This window comes from Streptomyces sp. NPDC053513 (genome assembly GCF_044544765.1).
Taxonomy (GTDB): domain Bacteria; phylum Actinomycetota; class Actinomycetes; order Streptomycetales; family Streptomycetaceae; genus Streptomyces; species Streptomyces litmocidini.
Genome location: NZ_JBITXP010000008.1, coordinates 155,880 through 176,359, shown reverse-complemented (window position 1 = coordinate 176,359; position 20,480 = coordinate 155,880). Strand labels below are relative to the sequence as shown.

The window sequence follows — 20,480 nt, the reverse complement described above, 5'->3', positions numbered from 1 at the left end:
CCGTGATCCCCCTGTCCTACGCCCAGCGCCGCCTGTGGTTCCTGAACCGGCTGGAGGGTTCCTCCTCGGCCTACAACGCGCCGGTGGTCCTCCGGCTGGGGTCGACGCCCGACCCGGCCGCGCTCCGGGCGGCCGTACGGGACGTGGTGGAGCGTCACGAGGTGCTCCGGACCGTGTACCCGGCCCTGGACGAGGAGCCGCACCAGAAGATCCTCGACGACGCCGACGTACGCTTCGACGTGGAGGAGTGCGGCGCGGACGAGGACGTCACGGCCCGGACGACGGCGTTCGCCCGGACCCCTGTGGACGTGACGCGCGAACTCCCGCTCCGGGCGAGGCTGTTCACGGCCGACGACGGGACGGCCGTCCTGGTGCTCCTCGTGCACCACATCGCCACGGACGGCTGGTCGGTGGGCTGCCTGCTCGCCGACCTCGACGCCGCCTACCGCGCCCGCGCCGAGGGCCGCGCCCCCGACTGGACGCCGCTGCCCGTCCAGTACGCGGACTACGCCCTGTGGCAGCGGGACATGCTCGGAGACCCCGAGGACCCCGACAGCACCGCGCACGAGCAGCTCGCCCACTGGCGCAAGGCCCTGGACGGGATCCCGGCCGAGACGCGGCTGCCCGCCGACCGGCCCCGGCCCACGGAACCCAGCCACCGGGGCGCGGTGGTCTCGACGGATCTGGACGCCGGCGTCCACCGGGCCCTCGCCTCCCTGGCGCGCTCCCGGCGGGGCACGTTCTTCCTGGTGGCCCGGGCCGCGCTGGCCCTCGCCCTGCGGGCGGCGGGCGCGGGCGAGGACGTGGTCGTCGGCACCCCGGTGGCGGGCCGGCCCGAAGAGGACCTGCACGACCTCGTCGGGTTCTTCGTGAACACCCTGGCCCTGCGCACCGACCTCTCGGGGGACCCCGGCCTCGGCGCGCTCGTGGACCGCGTCCGTGAGACGGACCTGATCGCGTTCGCGCACGAGGACCTGCCCTTCGACCTCCTCGTCGAGGACCTCAACCCCGAACGCTCCCTCGGCCGCCACCCGTTCTTCCAGGTCATGCTGAGCGCGCAGACCCGGGGGGACGACACCGTCCGGCTCGGGACCGTCCCCGCCGTCCTCGACGACGCGGACCTGGCCACCGCCAAGTTCGACCTGAGCTTCCACTGCCAGGAGACCCTCGACGGCCGGGGCGAGCCGGGCGGGGTGCTCCTCGGACTGCAGTACGCGACCGACCTGTACGACGAGGACACCGCGCGACTCCTGCTCACCCTGTTCCGGCGCGCGCTGGCGGCCTTCGCCGAGGAACGGCACGACACCCCCCTCAGCCGGATCGAACTCCTCACGGACGACGAGCACACCGCCCTCGACCGCCGGCACCGGGCCCTCTCCGAGGCGGCACGGACCCGCGCCGCCACCCCACGGGACAAGGCCGAGCCCCGCTCCGTCGGGGACCCCCGCGAGGAGATCCTGAACGGCCTGTTCGCCGAGATCCTGGACCGCGACGACGTACGCCCCGACGACAACTTCTTCAAGCTCGGCGGGCACTCCCTGCTCGCCGGCAAGCTCACCAACCGCGTCCGCGGGGCCCTCGGCCTCCAGGCCGCCATCCGCGACGTCTTCCTCGCCCCCACCCCCCGGCAGCTCCTCCGCCGCCTCGGGGCGCGCGGAGACGGGCCCCGCCGTCCGGCCCTGCGGCCGGTGCCGGACGACCGGCGCCCCGACCCGGTCCCCCTCTCGTACGCCCAGCGCCGCCTGTGGTTCCTGGGCCGCCTGGAAGGCCCCTCCTCGGCGTACAACGCGCCCATGGTGCTCACCCTGGACGCCCGGCCCGAGACGACCGTCCTGGAGGCGGCCGTACGGGACGTGACGCGCCGTCACCAGGTGCTGCGGACGATCTATCCGGTACGGGACGGAGAGCCGTACCAGCTGGTCCTGGACGCCCCGGACGTGCGGATCGAGGTCGAGGAGTGCGCCGCACCGGAGGACGCGCGGGCGCGGGCGACCGAATTCGCCGGCATCCCGCTGGACGTGACCCGCGAACTCCCCCTGCGGGCCAAGCTGTTCACGGTCGCGGACGGCACGGCGGTCCTCGTCCTCTCGATCCACCACATCGCGACGGACGGCTGGTCCGTCGGCGCCCTGCTCGCCGACCTCGACACCGCCTACCGCGCCCGCGCCGAGGGCCGCGCCCCCGACTGGACGCCGCTGCCCGTCCAGTACACCGACTACACCCTCTGGCAGCGCGACCTCCTCGACGGCGAACACGGCGTCCGCGAGGGTCAGCTGGCGTACTGGCGCAAGGCCCTGGACGGGATCCCGGCCGAGACGCGGCTGCCCGCCGACCGGCCCCGGCCCACGGAGCCCAGCCACCGGGGCGCGGTCGTGACGGCCGAACTGGACGCCCTCGCCCACAAGGCGCTCGCCGCTGTCGCCCGCGGCCGCCGGGTCACGTTCTTCATGGTCGTCCGGACCGCGCTGGCCCTCGCCCTGCGGGCGGCGGGCGCGGGCGAGGACGTGGTCGTCGGCACGGCGGTGGCCGGCCGGCCCGAACAGGACCTGCACGACCTCGTCGGGTTCTTCGTGAACACCCTGGCCCTGCGCACCGACCTGTCCGGCGACCCCACCCTCGCCGAACTCGTACGGCGCGTCCGGGACGGGGACCTGGCGGCCCTCGCCCACGACGACCTCCCCTTCGACCTCCTGGTCGAGGACCTCAACCCCGAACGGTCCCTCGGCAGGCACCCCTTCTTCCAGGTGATGGTCAGCGCGCAGACCACGCGGGACACGACCGTCCGCCTCGGCCCCCTCACCGGCGTGACGGACGGCGCCGACCTCGCCGGAGCCAAGTTCGACCTCGCCTTCCACTGCGTCGAGACGCACGACACCGGCGGCGAACCCGGGGGAGTCCTCCTCGGCCTGCACTACGCGACCGACCTGTACGACGAGGACACCGCACGGATCCTCCTGGCGCTCTTCCAACGCGCCCTCACGGCCTTCGCCGAGCGGGCCGAGGACACACCGCTGAGCGAGGTCGGCCTGCTCACCGCCGAGGAGCGCCGGGGCCTCGACCGCCGGCACGACGCACTCGCGCGCGCCCTCGCCCACGCCTCCGACGAGGGCGGGCGCACCACCTCCCGGGACGGCCGGGGGACGGGGACGCGCTCCGCGACGGACCCCCGCGAGGAGATCCTCCGCGGCCTCTTCGCCGAAGTCCTCGACCGGGACGAAGTGCTGCCCGACGACAACTTCTTCAAGCTCGGCGGGCACTCCCTGCTCGCCGGCAAGCTCACCAACCGCGTCCGCGGAGCCCTCGGCCTCCAGGCCGCCATCCGCGACGTCTTCCTCGCCCCGACCCCCCGGCAGCTCCTCCGCCGCCTCGGCGAACAGGGCGACGGACCCGCCCGCCCCCCGCTGCGGGCCGTCCCCGAAGCGCTCCGCCCCGCACGCGTCCCCCTGTCCGCCGCCCAGCTCCGCCTCTGGTTCCTGGGCCGCCTCGAAGGCCCCGGCGCCACCTACAACATCCCCGTCGTGACCCGACTGCACCGCCCCGTCGAGCCGGCCGTCCTGGCCGCCGCCCTGGCGGACGTCGCCGACCGGCACGAGGTGCTGCGCACCGTGTACCGGACGGCGGACGGCGAGCCGTACCAGCAGGTGCTGACCGGTGCGACACCCGAGCTCCAGGAGGTCCGGGCCGACGGCCCCGACGCCGTCCGCGCGGCCGTCGACGCCGCCGCCGGGCACGTCTTCGACCTGGAGACCGAGATCCCCTTCCGGGCCGCACTGGTGACGGACGGCGACGGCGGCCAGACCGTGGTGCTCCTCGTCCACCACATCGCCGGCGACGGCTGGTCGACGAACTGCCTGCTCGCCGACCTCGACACCGCCTACCGCGCCCGCGCCGAGGGCCGCGCCCCCGACTGGGCGCCGCTGCCCGTCCAGTACACCGACTACACCCTCTGGCAGCACGACCTCCTCGACGGCGAACACGGCGTCGGAGCAGAGCAGCTGGCGTACTGGCGCAAGGCCCTCGATGGACTGCCGCCGCTCCTCGCCCTGCCCACCGACCGGCCGCGCCCCGCCGAGAGCGACGGTGCCGGCGCCCTCACCCCCTTCGAGGTCGGCCCCGCCACCCACCGGGCCCTGCTGCGCCACGCCCGGAGCAACGGCGCCACCCTCTTCATGGTCGTGCAGGCCGCCCTCGCCGCCCTCCTCACCCGGCACGGCGCGGGCACCGACATCGCCATCGGCACCACCGTCGCCGGCCGCGCGGACGACGCCCTGCACCCGCTCGTCGGCTTCTTCGTCAACACCCTGGTCCTGCGCACCGACACCTCCGGCGACCCCGACTTCACCGAGCTGGTGCACCGGGTCCGCGCATCCGGCCTCGCCGCCTACAGCCACCAGGACCTCCCCTTCGACCGCCTCGTCGAACACCTCAGCCCGCACCGCTCCGCCGCCCACGCCCCCCTCGTCCAGGTGATGCTGCAGGTGCACGCGGCGGCCACCGGGTCCGGAGCCCCGTCCGTCCTCGACGGCGAACCGGTCGCGTTCAGCGCGGTCGGCGCCAAGTCCGACCTCACCTTCGCGCTCACCGAACTCGTCGACGCGGACGGCCGACCGGCCGGCCTGCGAGGCGCCCTGGAATACGCCACCGCCCTCTACGACGCCGACACCGCCGCCCTCCTGGCCCGGCGCCTCACCGAGACCCTCGACGCCCTCGCCGCCGACCCCGGCACCGCGCTCTCCGCGACGCCGTACGGCCCGGCGGCCCCGGCGGGCCGCGACACCGTCCTGGACGAGCGGGGACTGCCCGCGCCCGTACGCGTGCCCGGCGAGGTCCACGAACGGACCCCCGGCGGCGGCCTGCGCGCCACCGGCCGCAAGGCCTACGCCCGCGCCGACGGGAGCCTGCGGCCCGTGGCCACCCTCACCGCCGGCGGCTACCCGGTGGAACCCGGCCACGTCGAGGACGTGCTCGGCCGCCACCCCCACGTGACCGGAGCGGCCGTCGCCGTCCGCGACGACCGGCTGTACGCCTACGTCACCCGCCTCCCCGGGGGCGCCGACGAGACGACACTGCGCCGCTGGGCCGCCGAACGGCTGCCCGAGTACCTGGCCCCCGCCCGCGTCGTCGTCGTGCCCCGGCTCCCCGCGCCCGGCGCCCACGCCGACGTCCTCCCCGAGACGGCGGGCCCGGCGGCGGGCCCGGACGCCCGGGAGGAACGCCTCCTCGGGCTCTTCCGGGACGTCCTCGACGGCCGCCCCCTCGGCCGGGACGACAACTTCTTCAAGTCGGGCGGGCACTCGCTGCTCGCGGTACGGCTCCTCAACCGGATCCGCGCCGAGTTCGGCCAGGACCTCACCCTGCGGGACGTCTTCCGCAACCCGACGGCGGCGGGCCTGGCCGGGCGCCTGGCCGCCGCACCCGCACCCGCGTCCGCCGGGGCGCCGGCGGCCCCGGCCCTACGCCGCCGCACGACAGCGGGAACCCGCCGCCCCGACTGACCCCCGCGCCGACCGGGACGGCGCCCGCGCGGTTGTGGACAGTCGTTCCACCGAGGCGGCGCCCACCCCCCTCGCTGTGGGCGCGCACCCGCCGGTGCGGCTCCCACCCGCCGTGTGGGCAATCGTCCCGCTGGGGCGGGACGGGTGGGCACAACGGACCCGCGCCCTGCCGGCGCCCGAGGCTGATGCGCCTGAACCCGCACCGGGCTGTGCGGCACACGTAGGGTGCGGGTTCAGGCGCGGGACGCGGAGGCGCCGCTGATGGGCGCCGTCCCGTGTGCCCACCCGTCCCGCCCCAGCGGGACGATTGCCCACACGGCGGGTGGGAGCCGCCCCGGCGGGCGCGGGCCCACACGGGCAGGGAGCAACGCCCAGCACGGGCGCGGGCACACGGCGGGTGGACGGGGGCACCGCCCCGGCGGGCGGGCCCCACACGGGCAGGGGGAGCCGCTCCGGCAGGCGTGGGCCCCACGGGCGGGGTGCCGTCCCGCCGGGGGCGGGCCCGTAGGGTGGGGGAGCGCGTGTTCGGTGGGCCCGGGGCCGGTGGTGAGAAAACGGGTGCGGCGGGGCAACCTTCCGGCGGAGTCGCGAGTCTCCTTGACGATCACATGGGTGATCGCATCCACGAGGAGACCATCATCACCGCCATACGCAAGACCCTCATCGCCACCGCAGTCGTCGGCGCCGTCCTGGCGGGCTCGGCCGCCTGCGGCACGGTGGAGCAGCTGTCCGCCGGACAGAAGCTGGACAAGGCCTTCGAGGAACTCGGCAGGGAGAAGTCGATCTCCTTCGAGCTGGACCTGGACGTCGACGCCGAGACCCTCAAGCGGATGGACGCCGCGTCGGACCCGGAGCCCGGCGAGGAGATCCCGGACGAGGCCGCCGAGCTGATCAGCGGTCTGAAGGTCAGCGTCACGGTGGAGTCGAAGAAGCCGATCGCCGATTCCGAGGGGAAGGACTTCGTCGGTACGGCCGTGAAGGTCAGCTCCCCCGACGGCGACCTCGTCGAGTACCGGGCCGTCGGTGACCGCACCTACGTCCGGTCGGACGTCAAGGCCCTCAGCAAGACGATGGGTGCCCCCCTGCCGGGCGCCGACCAGCTGCCGCCGGGGGCCGAGGGCCTCAAGAAGGCACTGGAGGGCAAGTGGGTCGTGTTCGACACCAAGGAGATGGAGAAGGCCGGCCGGGAGATGGGCCAGGAGCCCGGCGCCGCGCCGTCCCCGGCCCCCACCCTCGACGCCAAGACCCAGAAGAAGCTCACCGAGGCCCTCCGCGAGGTCGTCGCCCGTGAGGTCGAGTTCAAGACCGCCGGGGACGAGGACGGCACCGAGCACATCACCGCCACGGCTCCGTTCCGCACCCTGGTCGGGGAACTGCTCGGCGAGATCCGTCCGCTGGTCAAGGGCCTGCCGCCCGGCGTGGACCTGCCGTCGGACAAGGACCTGAAGGACGTCCCCGACGCCAAGGTGACGGCCGACTTCACGCTCGATAACGGCGAGCTGGCCGAGGTGCGCGTCGACCTCGCCAAGCTGGCCGAGAACGCCGAGGTCAAGAAGTTCGGCCTGGTGCTGAAGACGGGCGGGGGCGTCAAGCCCGAGGCCCCGGCCGGAGCCACCGAGCTGGACCTGGAGGAGATCATGGGCGGCTTCGCCGGCGCCATGATGCCGGAGGAGGGCTTCGGCGAGGGCGACTTCGACGAGCCCCCCGTCGACGACGCCGCGTGAGCACGTACCGTTCCCGGTCCGGTCCGCCCACCCGGGCGGCCCGGACCGGACCGTCCGGCCGGGCACCGTCGCACGCGTGACCCTTCGTGACGCGAGGACGGTGAGGACAGCGACGCCCCGGGGCGCAGCAGCGGTCGGTCAGGCCGGGGCGGGCAGACGAGCGGCGACGCGGAAGTGCTCCAGGACCACCGGCGTGGCGTCGTGGACGGTGAACCCGGGGTCTCCCAGAGCGCGTCGCACCTCTTCGCCGTGCCAGAACTCCTCGTGGTCCGCCCGCCACTCCGCGACGGTGGCGCTGCCCTCGCCCTCGGCCACCGCGTGGGCGACGTCCACCTCGCCCAGGGGCACGACGCGCACCTCCGTCACCTCGATGATCGCCACGGGACGATCCTCGGAGTCGACCACGACCGAGTGCCGGCCGATGGACGGCAGCGGCTCGCCCTCCTGCTCGTACTCGGCGAGGAGTGCGGTGGTCGCGGTCTTGGATCCGTCGAGGACCGCTGCGACGAGCCGGTCGCGCAGGGGTCCCGGAAAGGCGAACCGCGTCGTGGGCAGCAAGGTGGGATCCATGCTCGGAGCTGGGTCGATGGCCATACGACGACCCTAACGTCGTCGCGCGTCCCCGCCGACGCGACCGACCGGCCGTGACGGGGGAACGGCCGCACGGACGGGGGGCGCCCCGCAGGGCGCGGGTACCGCGCGGAGCGGGCCGCCCGAGGCGCCCGCCGGCGAGGTGCGGGCCCGTGCGGGGCCCGGCGGCCCGCCACCGGCAGCTCCCGGCAAGGAACTTCTGCCGGTCGGAGTTGCCGGGGCGACTGCCCGGGGAGGAGCCGCCACGCGCCTAGCGTGAAGGGCACGGAGGCGAGAGGAACCGTTCGCCCCGGTCTCTCGGCCCTTTACCGGAGGAACTCAGCATGCCCCCCAGCAGAACGGAAGACCTGCTCGACGGCGGACCCTCTCCCGCCCCCGCCCCGCCCGTGCTCGACCTGATCGCCCACCAGACGCGTACCCGCCCCGGCGCCACCGCCCTGGTCCACGCCGACGCCCGTCTGACCTACGCCGAGCTCGCCGCCGCCGTGGCGGACCGGGCCCGGGAGCTCACCGCGCGGGGCGCGGGACCGGGCCGGCTCGTCGCCCTCCACCGGCCCCGCGGCATCGACGCGATCGTCGGGCTCCTCGCCGTCCTCACCACCGGCGCCGCCTACCTGCCGCTGGACGTCCAGGCCCCCGACGCCCGCAACGAGGCGATCCTCAAGGACGCCTGCGGCGACCTGGCACCGACCCCCGCGGAGGTCGCCCGGCACGGCGAACTCGTCCTCGGCGGCCCCGGCGCCGAGGAGGGCGCGGCCTACGTCATCTACACCTCCGGCTCCACCGGCACCCCCAACGGCGTGGTCGTCGCCCACGACTCGCTGGCCCACTTCATCGCGGGCGCGACCCCCGCGTACGGCATCGGCCCCGACGACGCGGTCCTCCAGTTCAGCCCGCTCCACTTCGACGCCAGCATCCAGGAGATCTTCACGACCCTCGGCGCCGGCGGCACCCTCGTGCTGCGCACCGACGACATGCTGGACGTGGCCGAACTCCTCGCGGGCTGCGCCCGGCACGGCGTCACCTACCTCGACCTGCCCGCCGCCTACTGGCACGAGCTCGTCTACGTCCTCACCACCGGCTCCGTCCGCCTCCCCGACCGCCTGCGCACCGTCATGATCTACGGCGAGGCCGCCCTGCCCGAGCGGGTCGCCCAGTGGCGCGCCCTGGTCGGGGACCGGATCCGCCTCCTCAACGGTTACGGGCCCACCGAGACCACCGTCGTGGCCACCGTCGCCGACCTCAGCCGGCACGACGCCGGGCCCGTCCCCATCGGCCGGCCGCTGCCCGGTGTCCGCGCCGCCGTCGTCGACGGCGAACTGTGGCTGCTCGGCGGCGGCCTGACCCGCGGCTACCTCCACCGGCCCGAACTGAACGCCCGCCGCTTCACCGTGCTCGACGGCGAGCGCGCCTACCGCACCGGCGACCTCGTCACCATCGGCGAGGACCGGCAGATCCTCTACCACGGCCGCCTCGACGACGAGGTGAAGATCGGCGGCCAGCGCATCGACCCCGCCGCCGTCGACTCCGTCCTCGCAGGCCACCCGAAGGTCCGGGAGGCCGCCGTCGTCGCCCAGCAGGACGGCGACGGGGTCAAGCGCCTCGTCGCGTTCGTGGTGACCGAGGGCGGTACGGACGCGGAGGAGCTGCGCGACTGGGTGCGCGCGCGCATGCCCGCCGCCGCCGTGCCCGCCGTCTCGATCGTCGTCGCCCTGCCCCGCACCAGCTCGGGCAAGATCAACCGCAAGGCCCTGCGCACCGCCGACCCGCGCCTGCCCGTCGTCGACGAGGAACCCCTCCCCGTCGAGGACCGGGTCCCGCTCTCGCACGCCCAGCGCCGGCTGTGGCTGGTCGGCCAGCTCGACGGGCCCTCCGCCGCGTACAACATGCCGATCGTCCTCCACCTGGAGACCGCCCCCGACCGGGCCGCGCTCGCCGCCGCCGTGGCCGACGTCGTCGAACGGCACGAGGTGCTGCGCACCGTCTTCCTCGCCCCCGAGGACGAGCCGTACCAGCACGTCCTCGCCCCCACCGCCGTCCGGCTGCGCACCGTCGAGTGTCCTGCGGACGAACTCCCCGAGCGGGTCGCCCGGTTCACGGCCGAGACCTTCGACCTCTGCCGCGAACTGCCCCTGCGCGTCGCCCTGTTCCTGCCGTACGGCGGTTCCGGCGCCACCCTGGCCGTCCTGCTCCACCACGTCGCCGGCGACGGCTGGTCCCTCGAACCGCTGATGACCGACCTCGCCCACGCCTACGCCGCCCGCGCCGAGGGCCGCGCCCCCGACCGGGAGCCGCTGCCCGTCCAGTACGCCGACTACACGTTCTGGCAGAACGACCTCCTCGGCGACGCCGACGACCCCGACTCCGTCACGGCCCGGGGCCTCGCCCACTGGCGCGCGGCCCTGGACGGCCTGCCCGCCGCGACCGACCTGCCCCTCGACCGGCCCCGGCCCGTCGTCCGCGCCCACGACGGCGGCCTGGTCACCGCCACCCTCGAACCGGACGTCCACGCCCGGCTCGTCGGCCTCGCCGAGGAGCACGACGCCAGCCTCCTCATGGTGCTGCAGTCCGCGCTCGCCCTCGCCCTGCGCGCCGCCGGCGCCGGGGAGCGCACCGCCCTCGGCACCCCCGTCGCCGGACGCGACGACGAGGCCCTCGACGACCTGGTCGGCTTCTTCGTCAACACCCTGGTGCTGCCCACCGACACCACCGGCGCCCCCGCCTTCACCGACCTCCTGCACCGGGTCCGCGACGCCGACCTCGCCGCCTTCGCCCACCAGCGGCTGCCCTTCGACCTCCTCGTGGAGCACGTCGACCCGCCCCGCACCCCCGGCGTCCACCCCCTCTTCCAGGTGATGCTCACCCTGCGGACCACGGGCCCCGACGCCGGACCCTTCCGCCTCGGCGCCGTCGAGGGCCGCTTCGCCGGCGAGGGACCCGCCACCACCAAGTTCGACCTCACGGCCGCCTTCGAGGAGCTCCGCGGCGCCGACGGCGCCCCCGCCGGACTGCGGTTCGGTCTCGAGTACGCGCGGGACGTGTTCGACGAGGACACCGTCCGCATCCTGCTCGCCGCCCTGGAGCGCGCCCTGCGCACCGCCGCCGAGCACCCCGGGGCCCCGGTCCGGGACACCGGCCTCGTCGACCCCGCCGCCCGGCGCGCCCTGGACGAACGGCGTGCCCGCACCGCCGCGCTCGCCGCCGAGGCCACCGAGAAGGCGACGGCGCCCACCGGCACGGAGCCCCCCGCGCCGCACACCGACACCCTGCGGGAACTCTTCGCCGAGGTCCTCGGCCTCGACCGGGTCGGGCCCCACGAGGGCTTCTTCACCATCGGCGGCCACTCCATGAGCGGGGTGCGCCTCGCCAACCGGATCCGCGCCCGCCTCGGCGCCGACGTCCAGGTCCGCGACCTGCTCCTCGCCCCCACCCCCGACGCCCTCGCCCGCCGCATCGCCGCCCGGTCCACCACCCCCGGGACGGACGGCGCGCCCGGGCCCTCGCGCCCCCGCCCCGTCCCGCGCACGGACCGGCCGGAACGCGTCCCCCTCTCGTACGCCCAGCGCAGGCTGTGGTTCATCGACACCCTCGAAGGCCCCAGCGCCTCCTACAACATCCCCCTCGTCCTCCGGCCGGCACAGCCCCTCGACGCCCGCGCGCTCGCCGAGGCCCTCACCGACCTCTCCGACCGCCACGAGGTGCTCCGCACCCGCTACCGCAGCGTCGACGGCGAACCCCACCAGGAGATCCTGACCGGCGTCAGGCCCCCTCTGGACGTCCGGTCCGTCCCCGCCGACCGGCTCCCGGACGCCGTCGCCGAAGCCGCCGGACACGTCTTCGACCTCGCCGAGGAGACACCCCTGCGCGCCACCCTCGTCACCCCCGACGACGGCGGCGGACAGGTCCTGGTCCTGCTCGTCCACCACATCGCCGCCGACGGCTGGTCCACCGGCCCCCTGCTCGCCGACCTCACCACCGCCTACCGTGCCCGCGCCGAGGGCGAGGACCCCACCTGGCGGCCCCTGCCCGTCCAGTACGCCGACTACGCCCTCTGGCAGCACGACCTCCTCGACGGACCGGCCGCCGAGGCCCACCTCGACTTCTGGGAGAAGACCCTCGCCGGGGCCCCCGCCGTGCTCGAACTCCCCTCCGCACGCCCCCGGCCCGCCGAGGCCACCCACCGCGGCGGACGCGCCCCCGTCACCGTCGACGCCGCCACCCACCGGGCACTCGAAGCCCTCGCCCGGCGCGGCGGCGCCACCCTCTTCATGGTCCTCCAGGCCGCCCTGGCCGCCGTCCTCACCCGGCACGGCGCGGGCACCGACCTGCCGCTCGCCACCATGACCGCCGGACGCGACGACGAGACGCTCGGCGACCTGGTCGGCTTCTTCGTCAACACCCTGGTGCTGCGCACCGACACCTCCGGCGACCCCACCTTCGCCGAACTCCTCGACCGGGTCCGGCGGACCGACCTCGCCGCCTACGGACACCAGGAGCTCCCCTTCGACCGGGTCGTCGAGCACCTCAACCCGGTCCGCACCACCGCCCACCAGCCGCTGGCCCAGATCGTCGTCCAGCTCCACCACGACTACACGAGCGACGTCCCCGGCGCGGCCGCCGCGAAGGGCCTCTTCCAGGAGGGCGGGCCGGCGCTCCTCGACACCGTCTCCACCAAGTTCGACCTGACCTTCGCCCTCGACGAGCGGCGGGACGCGGAAGGCCGGCCCGCCGGACTGGCCGGCGGCCTGGAGTACGCCACGGACCTGTTCGACGCCCCCACCGCCGCGCTGCTCGCCGCCCACCTGGAGCGGACCCTGAAGGCCGCCGCGGCCGATCCCGGCGTACGGATCGGGGACGTCGACCTGTTCACCGCCGCCGACCGGTTCCGGCTGGTCGACGAGTACAACGACACCGCCACCGCGGCCCCCGGCGCGCCGGAGACGGTCCACGGGCTGATCGGCCGCCGGGCCGCGCGCACCCCCGACGCGCCCGCCCTGATCACCGACGAGGAGACCGTCGGCTACGGAGCGCTCGACGCCCGCGCCGACGCGCTGGCCGGTCGCCTCCGGACCGCAGGCGTGCGCCGCGGCGACACCGTCGGCGTCCTCCTGGAGCGGGGCGTGTCCCTGGTGGTGACGGCCCTCGCGGTCCTCAAGTGCGGCGCCGCCTACCTCCCGCTGGACCCGCGCCTCCCCGGGGCCAGGATCCGGCTGATGCTGGAGGACGCCGGGGCACGCGCGGTGGCGACCGACCGGGACCACGCCGAGGGCGCCGCGGGAGTTCTGGAAACCGTCCCGGCGGTGCTGGTGGTGGACGCGCCCGACGCCGCCGGGGAGCCCCTCGGCGAGGACTCCCGCGCCACCGGGGACGACCTGATGTACGTGATGTTCACGTCCGGGTCGACGGGCCGGCCGAAGGGCGTCGGCGTCACCCACCGCAACGTCGTGGAGCTCGCCGGGGACCGCGACGTCCGCGCCGGGGGAGCGCCCCGGATGCTCGTCCACTCGGCGACCGGATTCGACGCCTCCGTCTTCGAGATCTGGGTGCCGCTCCTGAACGGCGGCAGTCTCGTCCTCACCCGCGGCGACGGCACCGACCTGGCCGAGACCGCCCGCGCCGTCCGCGAACACGGCGTCACCGCCGCCTACTTCACCGTCGGCCTCTTCCACGTCATGGCCGACGAGGGCCTGGACACCCTCCGGCTGCTGCGCGAGGTGTGGACCGGCGGCGACGTCGCCGGCCCGGCCGCCGTCCAACGGGTCCTCGCCCACTGCCCGGACACCGTCCTCGTCCACTCCTACGGCCCCACCGAGACCACCTTCGCCTCCCACAACCAGTGGTTCGGCACCGGCGAACGCACCCTGCGGGGCGCAGGGCTCCACCTCGGACGGCCGATGGACAACACCCGCAGCCACGTCCTCGACGACGCCCTGCGCCCCGTCCCGCCGGGCGTCCCCGGCGAGCTGTACATCGCCGGCTCGCACGTGGCCCGCGGCTACGTCGGCCGGGCCGGACTGACCGCCGAACGGTTCGTCCCCGACCCGTTCGAGGGCGACGGCAGCCGGATGTACCGCACGGGCGACCGCGTGCTGTGGACCCCCCAGGGCGAACTCCGCTTCCTCGGCAGGGCCGACGGCCAGACCAAGCTGCGCGGCGTGCGGATCGAACCCGGAGAGGTCGAACGGGCCCTCGCCGCGCACCCCTCGGTCGGTCAGGCCCTCGTCGTGGTCCGCGAGGACCGGCCCGGCGAGAAGAGCCTCGTCGGCTATGTCGTCCCCCGCGCGGTCCCGTCGGATCCGTCGGGCGCGTCGGGCCCATCGGGCACGTCGGACCTGTCGGTCGCGTCGGACACGTCGGGCACGTCGGGCACGTTGGACACGTCAGTCACCGAGGCCGAACTGCTCGCCGCGGCGCGCGCCGTGCTCCCCGAGCACCTCGTGCCGTCCGCCGTCGTCGTCCTCGACGCCCTGCCGCTGACCGTCAACGGCAAACCCGACCGCGCGGCCCTCCCCGCACCGCACCGGCCCGCCGCCGCCGAGGGTGGCCGGCAGCCCCGCAACGCCCGCGAGGAGGTGCTGTGCGCGCTGTTCGCCGAGATCCTCGACGTCCCCCGGGTCGGCATCGACGACAACTTCTTCGCCCTGGGCGGCCACTCGCTGCTCGGCGTCCGCCTGGTCAACCGGATCCGCGGCGTCCTCGGCATCGAGCGCACCGTCCGCGACCTGTTCCGCCTGCCCACCCCCGCCGGACTCCTCGGCCTGCCGGAGGACGACGGCGACGGCACGGCCGCCGCCCTGGGCGTCCTGCTCCCGCTCAGCACCCGCGGCACCCGCCGCCCGCTGTTCTGCGTCCACCCCGGCACCGGCGTCGGCTGGGCCTACGCCGGACTCGCCCGCCACCTCGGCGACGACCAGCCGCTGTACGCCCTGCAGGCCCGCGCGCTGAGCGAGCCCGACCACCGGCCGCACAGCGTCGAGGCGATGGCCGACGACTACCTGGAGCAGATCCGGCGGATCCAGCCCTGGGGCCCGTACCGGCTGCTCGGCTGGTCGTACGGCGGCCTCGTCGCCCACGCCATGGCCGTACGGCTCCGCGAGGCCGGCGAGCGGGTCGAACTGCTCGCGCTGATGGACGTCCACCAGACCGGGCCCGGAAGCGTCTCCGTGCTCCCGCCCGAGGAGCGGACGGCGCCGACGGGCGCCGGGGACCCCGTCGCCGCGATGGAGGAGATCCGCCGCGAGGACCCCGTCCTCGCCGGCTTCTCCGACGCGGAACTCCGGGCGGTGCTCCGCGCCTCCGAGACGCACGCCGCCCTCATGGCACGCCACGTGCCGGGCGTCGCCGACGCCGACACGCTGTTCTTCACCGCCCGCCGGCCGGGGGAGCGCGAAGGCGCCCTCGCCGCCACCTGGATTCCCTTCACCGAAGGCGTCATCGACAATCACACCGTCGAATGCGGCCACCTCCGGATGGCCGAACCGGAACCTCTCGAAAGAATCGGAAGAATAGTCGCGGAGAAACTCTCCGCACTCCAGAAGGAAGAAACGAGGAGTCAGTCATGAGCGAGTCCGTCAACCCGTTCGACAACGCCGAGGGCACCTTCCACGTCGTCGTGAACGACGAGGGACAGCACTCCCTGTGGCCCGCCTTCGCGGACGTCCCGGCGGGCTGGACCAGCGTCTGGGGTGCCGGTGGCCGCGCCGAGGCCCTGGAGTACATCACCGCCAACTGGACCGACATCCGCCCCCGCAGCCTCGTCGCCCAGTACGCCTGACCCACCCCCGGCCGAAGCGCCGTGCCCCGCAGCCGATGCGGGGCACGGCGCTTTTCCCGTTCCCGCCGACAGGGAAAGGCAAGGGAATTGCCGAGAGAAATTGCCGGTCCTTGCTGCCGGTCGTACTTCCCCTTCCGGAATCCCCGGAAATCTATCCTCGACCCATGAAGATACTCCTGAGCGGAACCGCATCGGATTCCCACACATGGAATCTCGTGTACCTCCGTCTCTTCCTCGAGGAACAGGGCCACGAGGTCGTCGGGCTCGGTCCCTGCGTCCCCGCCGAGCTGCTGGTCGCCGGCTGTCTGCGGCACGCGCCCGACGCGGTGGTGCTCAGCAGCGTCAACGGGCACGGCTACCGCGACGGACTCGCCGCCGTCCGCCGGCTGCGCGAGGTACCCGCCCTCACCGGCCTTCCCGTGGTGCTCGGAGGAAAGCTCGGCGTCGCCGGGCACCGCCAGGAAGCCGACGTGGCGCGGCTCACCGAGGCCGGCTGCGACGCCGTGCTGGGCGAGGACCTGGACGCCCTGCGCGAGTTCCTCGCCGTCCGCGCCCCCAGGGAGGTGCCGGCTTGACCGCCCCCGCCCCCCTCCCCGGCTTCGGCGGCTTCGTCACGGCGTCCATGACCGCCGGCCGGCTCGTCGTCCAGCCCCGCATGGGCTTCGGCGACCCCGCCCGCATGCGGGCCGGACTCGCCCGGACCAGGGCCGCCACCGCCCGCACCGCGGGCACCCTCACCGTCGACAGCTACACCCGCGTCGGCGACCTCGCCGCCGCCCGCGCCGCCGTGGCCGACGGAAGCCGCCTCAACGGCTACCCGATCGCCGCGCACTCCCCGGCCACCACCCGGACCGTCCTCGACGGGCTGTTCGACGCCGACTTCCCCGTACAGGTCCGGCACGGCTCCGCCCGCCCCCTGGCCATCGTCCGGGCGCTCACCGCCGCCGGCCTCGACGCCACCGAGGGCGGCCCCGTCTCCTACTGCCTGCCCTACGGCCGCACCCCCCTGCGGGAGTCCGTCACCGCCTGGGCCCGCGCCTGCGAACTCCTCGCCGCCACGGCGCGGCCCGGCGCCGTGCCCCACCTGGAGAGCTTCGGCGGCTGCCTCCTCGGCCAGCTCTGCCCGCCGGGCCTGCTGGTGGCCGTCAGCGTCCTGGAATGCCTGTTCTTCGCCCGGTACGGGCTGCGCAGCGTCTCCCTCAGCTACGCCCAGCAGACCGACCCGGCGCAGGACGAGGAGGCCCTGCGCGCCCTGCACCGGCTCGCCGCCGAGTTCCTCCCCGACGACGTCGACCGCCACGTCGTCCTCTACACCTACATGGGCGTCTACCCCCGCACCGCGCAGGGCGCCACCCGCCTCCTGGAGGCCTCCGCCCGGCTCGCCGTCCGCTCCGGCGCCGGCCGCCTCATCGTCAAGACCACCGCGGAGGCCCACCGCATCCCGACCGTAGAGGAGAACGTCCGCGCCCTGGAGACCGCCGCCGCGGCCGCCGCGCTCGCCGGACCCCCGGCCCCCGGTCCCACGGCCGAAGGGGACGGCGAGGTGTACCAGGAGGCCCGCGCCCTGATCGAGACCGTCCTCGGCCTCCACCCCGACCTGTCCCGGGCCCTGCCGGCCGCCTTCGAACGGGGTCTGCTCGACGTGCCCTTCTGCCTCCACCCCGACAACGCCGGCCGGTCCGTGGGGTTCGTCGACCCCCGGGGACGGCTCCGCTGGGCCCGGACCGGTGCCATGCCGATCCGACCGGACACGGCCGCCGACGCGGCCCCGCTCACCTCGGCCGGTCTGCTCGCCGCCCTCCACCACGTCGCCGACCGCTACGACAGCCCCCGGCACCGCGACGGCGGCGACGACCGCGACCGCCCGCAGGCCACCCCGCTGACCGTCTGACCGACCGCCGGCCACCCCGCTCACCGTCCCGTCCGACCGTCCGTCGGCCCCCGCCGATCCTCTGCCCGCCCGCAGGCCCCCTCGCTCACCGCCCGACCCCCCGTCACCAGCCTGACAGGAGAACCGTCATGGACCAGTCCCTCTCCGCCGGCGCACCGGCGACCCCGCCCCCGCTGGGCGAGCACCTCCGCTCGCCCCGGCTGCGCGCCGCCATGCTCGTCCAGCAGGAGGCCCTCCACGCCGCCCGCGCGTTCCTGCGCGGCGAGGGCTTCACCGAGCTGCTGCCCCCGCTCGTCGGACCCGTCACCGACCCCGGCGGCCGGGGCGCCAAGGCCCTCGACGTCGACTACTACGGCCACCCGTACAAGCTGATGACCAGCGCCATCCTCTACAAGCAGGCGTCCCTGCGCGGCTTCCCCCGGCTCTTCTACGTCGCCCCCAACGTGCGCGTCGAGCCCGAGGAGACCGCCGGCACCGGCCGTCACCTCGTCGAGTTCCACCAGATCGACGTGGAGATCGCCGACGGGACCCGCGAGGACGCCCAGGAGATCGCCGCCGGCCTGCTCACCCACGTCACCGAGCACGTGTGGACCGCCGTCCCCGAGATCCTCGGCGAACTCGGCCGCATCGAAGGGGACTTCGCCGACATCCGCGCGGGCAAGTACGACGTCCGCACCCACGACGACGCCGTCTCCCGCCTCCTCGCCGCCGGCCACCCGCAGAACCCCGATGGCGAGATCGACTGGGCCGGCGAACGGCTCCTCTCCCTGGAGAGCGACCGCCCCTTCTTCGTCAACGACTACCCCAAGGGCTCCCGCGGCTTCTACGACCGCGAGGACCCCGACCGCCCCGGCGTCCTGCGCAACTTCGACCTGATCGTCCCCCACGGATACGGCGAGCTCGTGTCCGGCAGCGAGCGCGAGGCCGACTACGCCACCATCGTCACCCGCATGCGCGAGAGCGGGGAGAACCCCGCCAAGTACGCCTGGTACCTCAAGGAGGCCCGCGACGGCATCCCGGCCAGCGCCGGATTCGGCATGGGCCTGCAGCGCCTGGTCCGCTTCCTCACCGGCCTCGACGCCCTGTGGCAGGTCAGCGCCTACCCGAAGCTCCCCGGGGTGGTGGCCCCGTGACCGCCCTCGGCGCCCCCGGCTTCCCCGAGCGGGAGATCCGCGCCCGCGCCCGCAACGGCACCGCCGAGGTCTTCCCCGACCCCGCCACGTACGGCACACGGCTGTACGGACCGGGCCCGGCGGCCGCCGCCGCCGACGGCCTCGACCGGGCGCGCATCGTCCCGCCCGTCTTCATGCCGCAGCGCCTGGAGAAGCTCGTCGACCTCGCCCGCGAGCCGGAGTTCACCGACGTCGACCTCGGCTCCCGCGTCGGCGGCTTCACCGCCCGGCTGCCCCTCTACCTGTCCGCCTTCGGCTCCACCCGCGCCGGCAGCGGCGACCTCGCCGTCCACGCGAGCCGGCAGGCCGCCCGCCTCGGCATCCCCATGGTCATCGGCGAGAACATGATCCCCGTGCACGGCTACCGCCGCGCCGGCGACGCCACCCGCTCGGCCCTCCTCGCCCGCGTCGAGGCCTACCTCGACGCCGCACCCGAGGGCGTCGGCGGCGTCGTCGTCCAGCAGTCCACCGAGGACGCCGACTCCGAGGTCTGGAACCTCCTCTACAGCGACCCCGCCTTCCGGCCCCTCCTGGAGACCGGCCGGCTCGCCTTCGAGCTGAAGACCGGTCAGGGCGCCAAACCCGGCCTCGGCGGCATGACCGTCGTCGACCGCGCCGAGGCCGAGCTGCTCGCCCGCCGCTTCACCGTCAGCGACGTCCTCGACCCCGACGGCGAGCGACGGCTGCGCTGCGCCACTCCCGGCACGTTCACCGACGAGATCCTCCGCCAGCAGCTGCGCTTCATGCGGAACAACTTCCCCAAGGCCCGCACCTGGGTGAAGTTCCACCCGGGCCGCGACATCGCCCACGCCGCCCGCACCGCCTGGTCCGCCGGAGCGGACGCCGTCACCGTCGACGGCGCCGAAGGCGGCACCGGCTGGGCCCCCGGCGTCTTCCTCGACCACGTCGGCCTGCCCCTCGCCGAATGCCTGCGCCGCATCGGCCGCCCCGCCGGCTGCCTGCTCGCCACCGGCGGCATGTGGGAAGGCGGCCGCGCCGTCCGCGCCCTCGCCCTGGGGGCCACCGCCGTCGGCCTCGGCCGCGCGGCCCTCGTGGCCGTCGACGAGGACCCCGAGCACGGCCTGGAGCGCCTCGCCGACAGCATGGCCCTCGAACTGCGGCTGCTCATCAGCGCCCTGGGCAAGTACACCGTCGCCGCCCTGGGTCCCGAGGACCTGTGGTGGCCCGACGGCACCCCCGACCACGCCACCGGCCCCACCGTCCCGACCCAAGCCGACCTTGCCGCCGCCCCGGCGCGCCCGTTTGCCGTCGACCCGGCGCGTCCGGTCGCCGCCGACCCGACGGGAGCGACACCGTGACCAGGCACCGGCGGCGCGGCGGAGACCGTACCGTCCATGCCCGCTTCTCCGTCCGGGAGGCCCCCGGCATCACCGTGACGGTGTCGCACGACGGCACCGCCCCCGGAGCCGCCGACGAGCCCCCGTGGGGGACGGCCGGGGACACCGCCGACGGCACCGGACTGGCCGGCGCGGCCCTGCACACCGCGCAGCGGGCCCTCGCCGAGGCGGGCCGCGCCTACCTCGGGGGCCGGGTCGAGCTGCGTACGCCCCGGCCGGCCGCCCGCGGCACGTGCCGGCCCACGGCCCCCGGCACGCGGCGGCGCGCCGTGCGCCGGGCCGCGGACCGCGCCGTGGCGCTCGCCGTCGCCGCCTGCCTCCGGGGCGACGCCGCCGGCGTCCGGGTCCACGTCCGCCCGTCCTCCTGAAGGGGCGGGCGTTTCGCCCCACGCCGCCGTCCCCGCCGTCCAACCCCTTTGTCCACCCGCCCCTTTGCCGGGGCCGTCGCCCCCGCACCCCCGCCCCACCTCCCGGC

10 protein-coding genes are annotated in these 20,480 nt (G+C 75.4%); 9 read left to right on the top strand and 1 reads right to left on the bottom strand.

The annotated features are described in order from the left end of the window. The first annotated feature begins 2 nt into the window (after positions 1 to 2). Both ACIGW4_RS16370 and ACIGW4_RS16365 read left to right on the top strand, forming a co-directional pair. Entirely contained in the window at positions 3 to 5,495 is a 5,493-nt protein-coding gene (locus ACIGW4_RS16370) for a condensation domain-containing protein (protein ID WP_399581065.1), read from the top strand. A gap of 608 nt (positions 5,496 to 6,103) precedes the next feature. Next, positions 6,104 to 7,219 (top strand): hypothetical protein, encoded by a 1,116-nt coding sequence (locus ACIGW4_RS16365; RefSeq protein WP_399581063.1) that lies wholly within the window; start codon positions 6,104 to 6,106, stop codon positions 7,217 to 7,219. Between the two features lie 138 nt (positions 7,220 to 7,357). On the opposite strand, the gene ACIGW4_RS16360 is transcribed toward ACIGW4_RS16365, so the two are convergent. Next, a complete protein-coding gene (locus ACIGW4_RS16360) occupies positions 7,358 to 7,813 on the bottom strand; it encodes an ASCH domain-containing protein (RefSeq protein ID WP_399581060.1) in 456 nt (151 codons plus the stop codon). A 320-nt stretch (positions 7,814 to 8,133) separates the two neighbouring features. On the opposite strand from ACIGW4_RS16360, the gene ACIGW4_RS16355 reads away from it, so the two are divergent. The 7 genes from ACIGW4_RS16355 (at position 8,134) to ACIGW4_RS16325 (ending at position 20,373) form a co-directional block, all read left to right on the top strand. Continuing rightward, positions 8,134 to 15,372, top strand: a complete 7,239-nt coding sequence (locus tag ACIGW4_RS16355) for an amino acid adenylation domain-containing protein (protein ID WP_399581058.1) — start codon at positions 8,134 to 8,136, stop codon at positions 15,370 to 15,372. After that, entirely contained in the window at positions 15,369 to 15,584 is a 216-nt protein-coding gene (locus ACIGW4_RS16350) for an MbtH family protein (RefSeq protein WP_123458290.1), read from the top strand. Before ACIGW4_RS16355 ends, ACIGW4_RS16350 begins: the two co-directional genes overlap by 4 nt. Positions 15,585 to 15,748: 164 nt before the next feature. Continuing rightward, positions 15,749 to 16,159: a cobalamin B12-binding domain-containing protein gene (locus ACIGW4_RS16345; RefSeq protein ID WP_123458289.1), complete on the top strand. Its 411-nt coding sequence runs from the start codon at positions 15,749 to 15,751 to the stop codon at positions 16,157 to 16,159. Further along, a complete protein-coding gene (locus tag ACIGW4_RS16340; protein WP_398709770.1) occupies positions 16,156 to 17,475 on the top strand; it encodes a methylaspartate mutase in 1,320 nt (439 codons plus the stop codon). The genes ACIGW4_RS16345 and ACIGW4_RS16340 overlap by 4 nt, the downstream gene beginning before the upstream one ends. Before the next feature lie 128 nt (positions 17,476 to 17,603). After that, positions 17,604 to 18,608, top strand: coding sequence for an asparagine synthetase A (locus tag ACIGW4_RS16335; protein WP_398709769.1), 1,005 nt, complete (start codon positions 17,604 to 17,606; stop codon positions 18,606 to 18,608). Continuing rightward, positions 18,605 to 19,966 carry a glutamate synthase-related protein gene (locus ACIGW4_RS16330; RefSeq protein WP_399581053.1) on the top strand — a complete coding sequence of 454 codons (1,362 nt, stop codon included), beginning with the start codon at positions 18,605 to 18,607 and terminating at the stop codon, positions 19,964 to 19,966. The genes ACIGW4_RS16335 and ACIGW4_RS16330 overlap by 4 nt, the downstream gene beginning before the upstream one ends. Beyond that, positions 19,963 to 20,373, top strand: a complete 411-nt coding sequence (locus ACIGW4_RS16325; protein WP_123458286.1) for a hypothetical protein — start codon at positions 19,963 to 19,965, stop codon at positions 20,371 to 20,373. Before ACIGW4_RS16330 ends, ACIGW4_RS16325 begins: the two co-directional genes overlap by 4 nt. Positions 20,374 to 20,480: the final 107 nt, after the last annotated feature.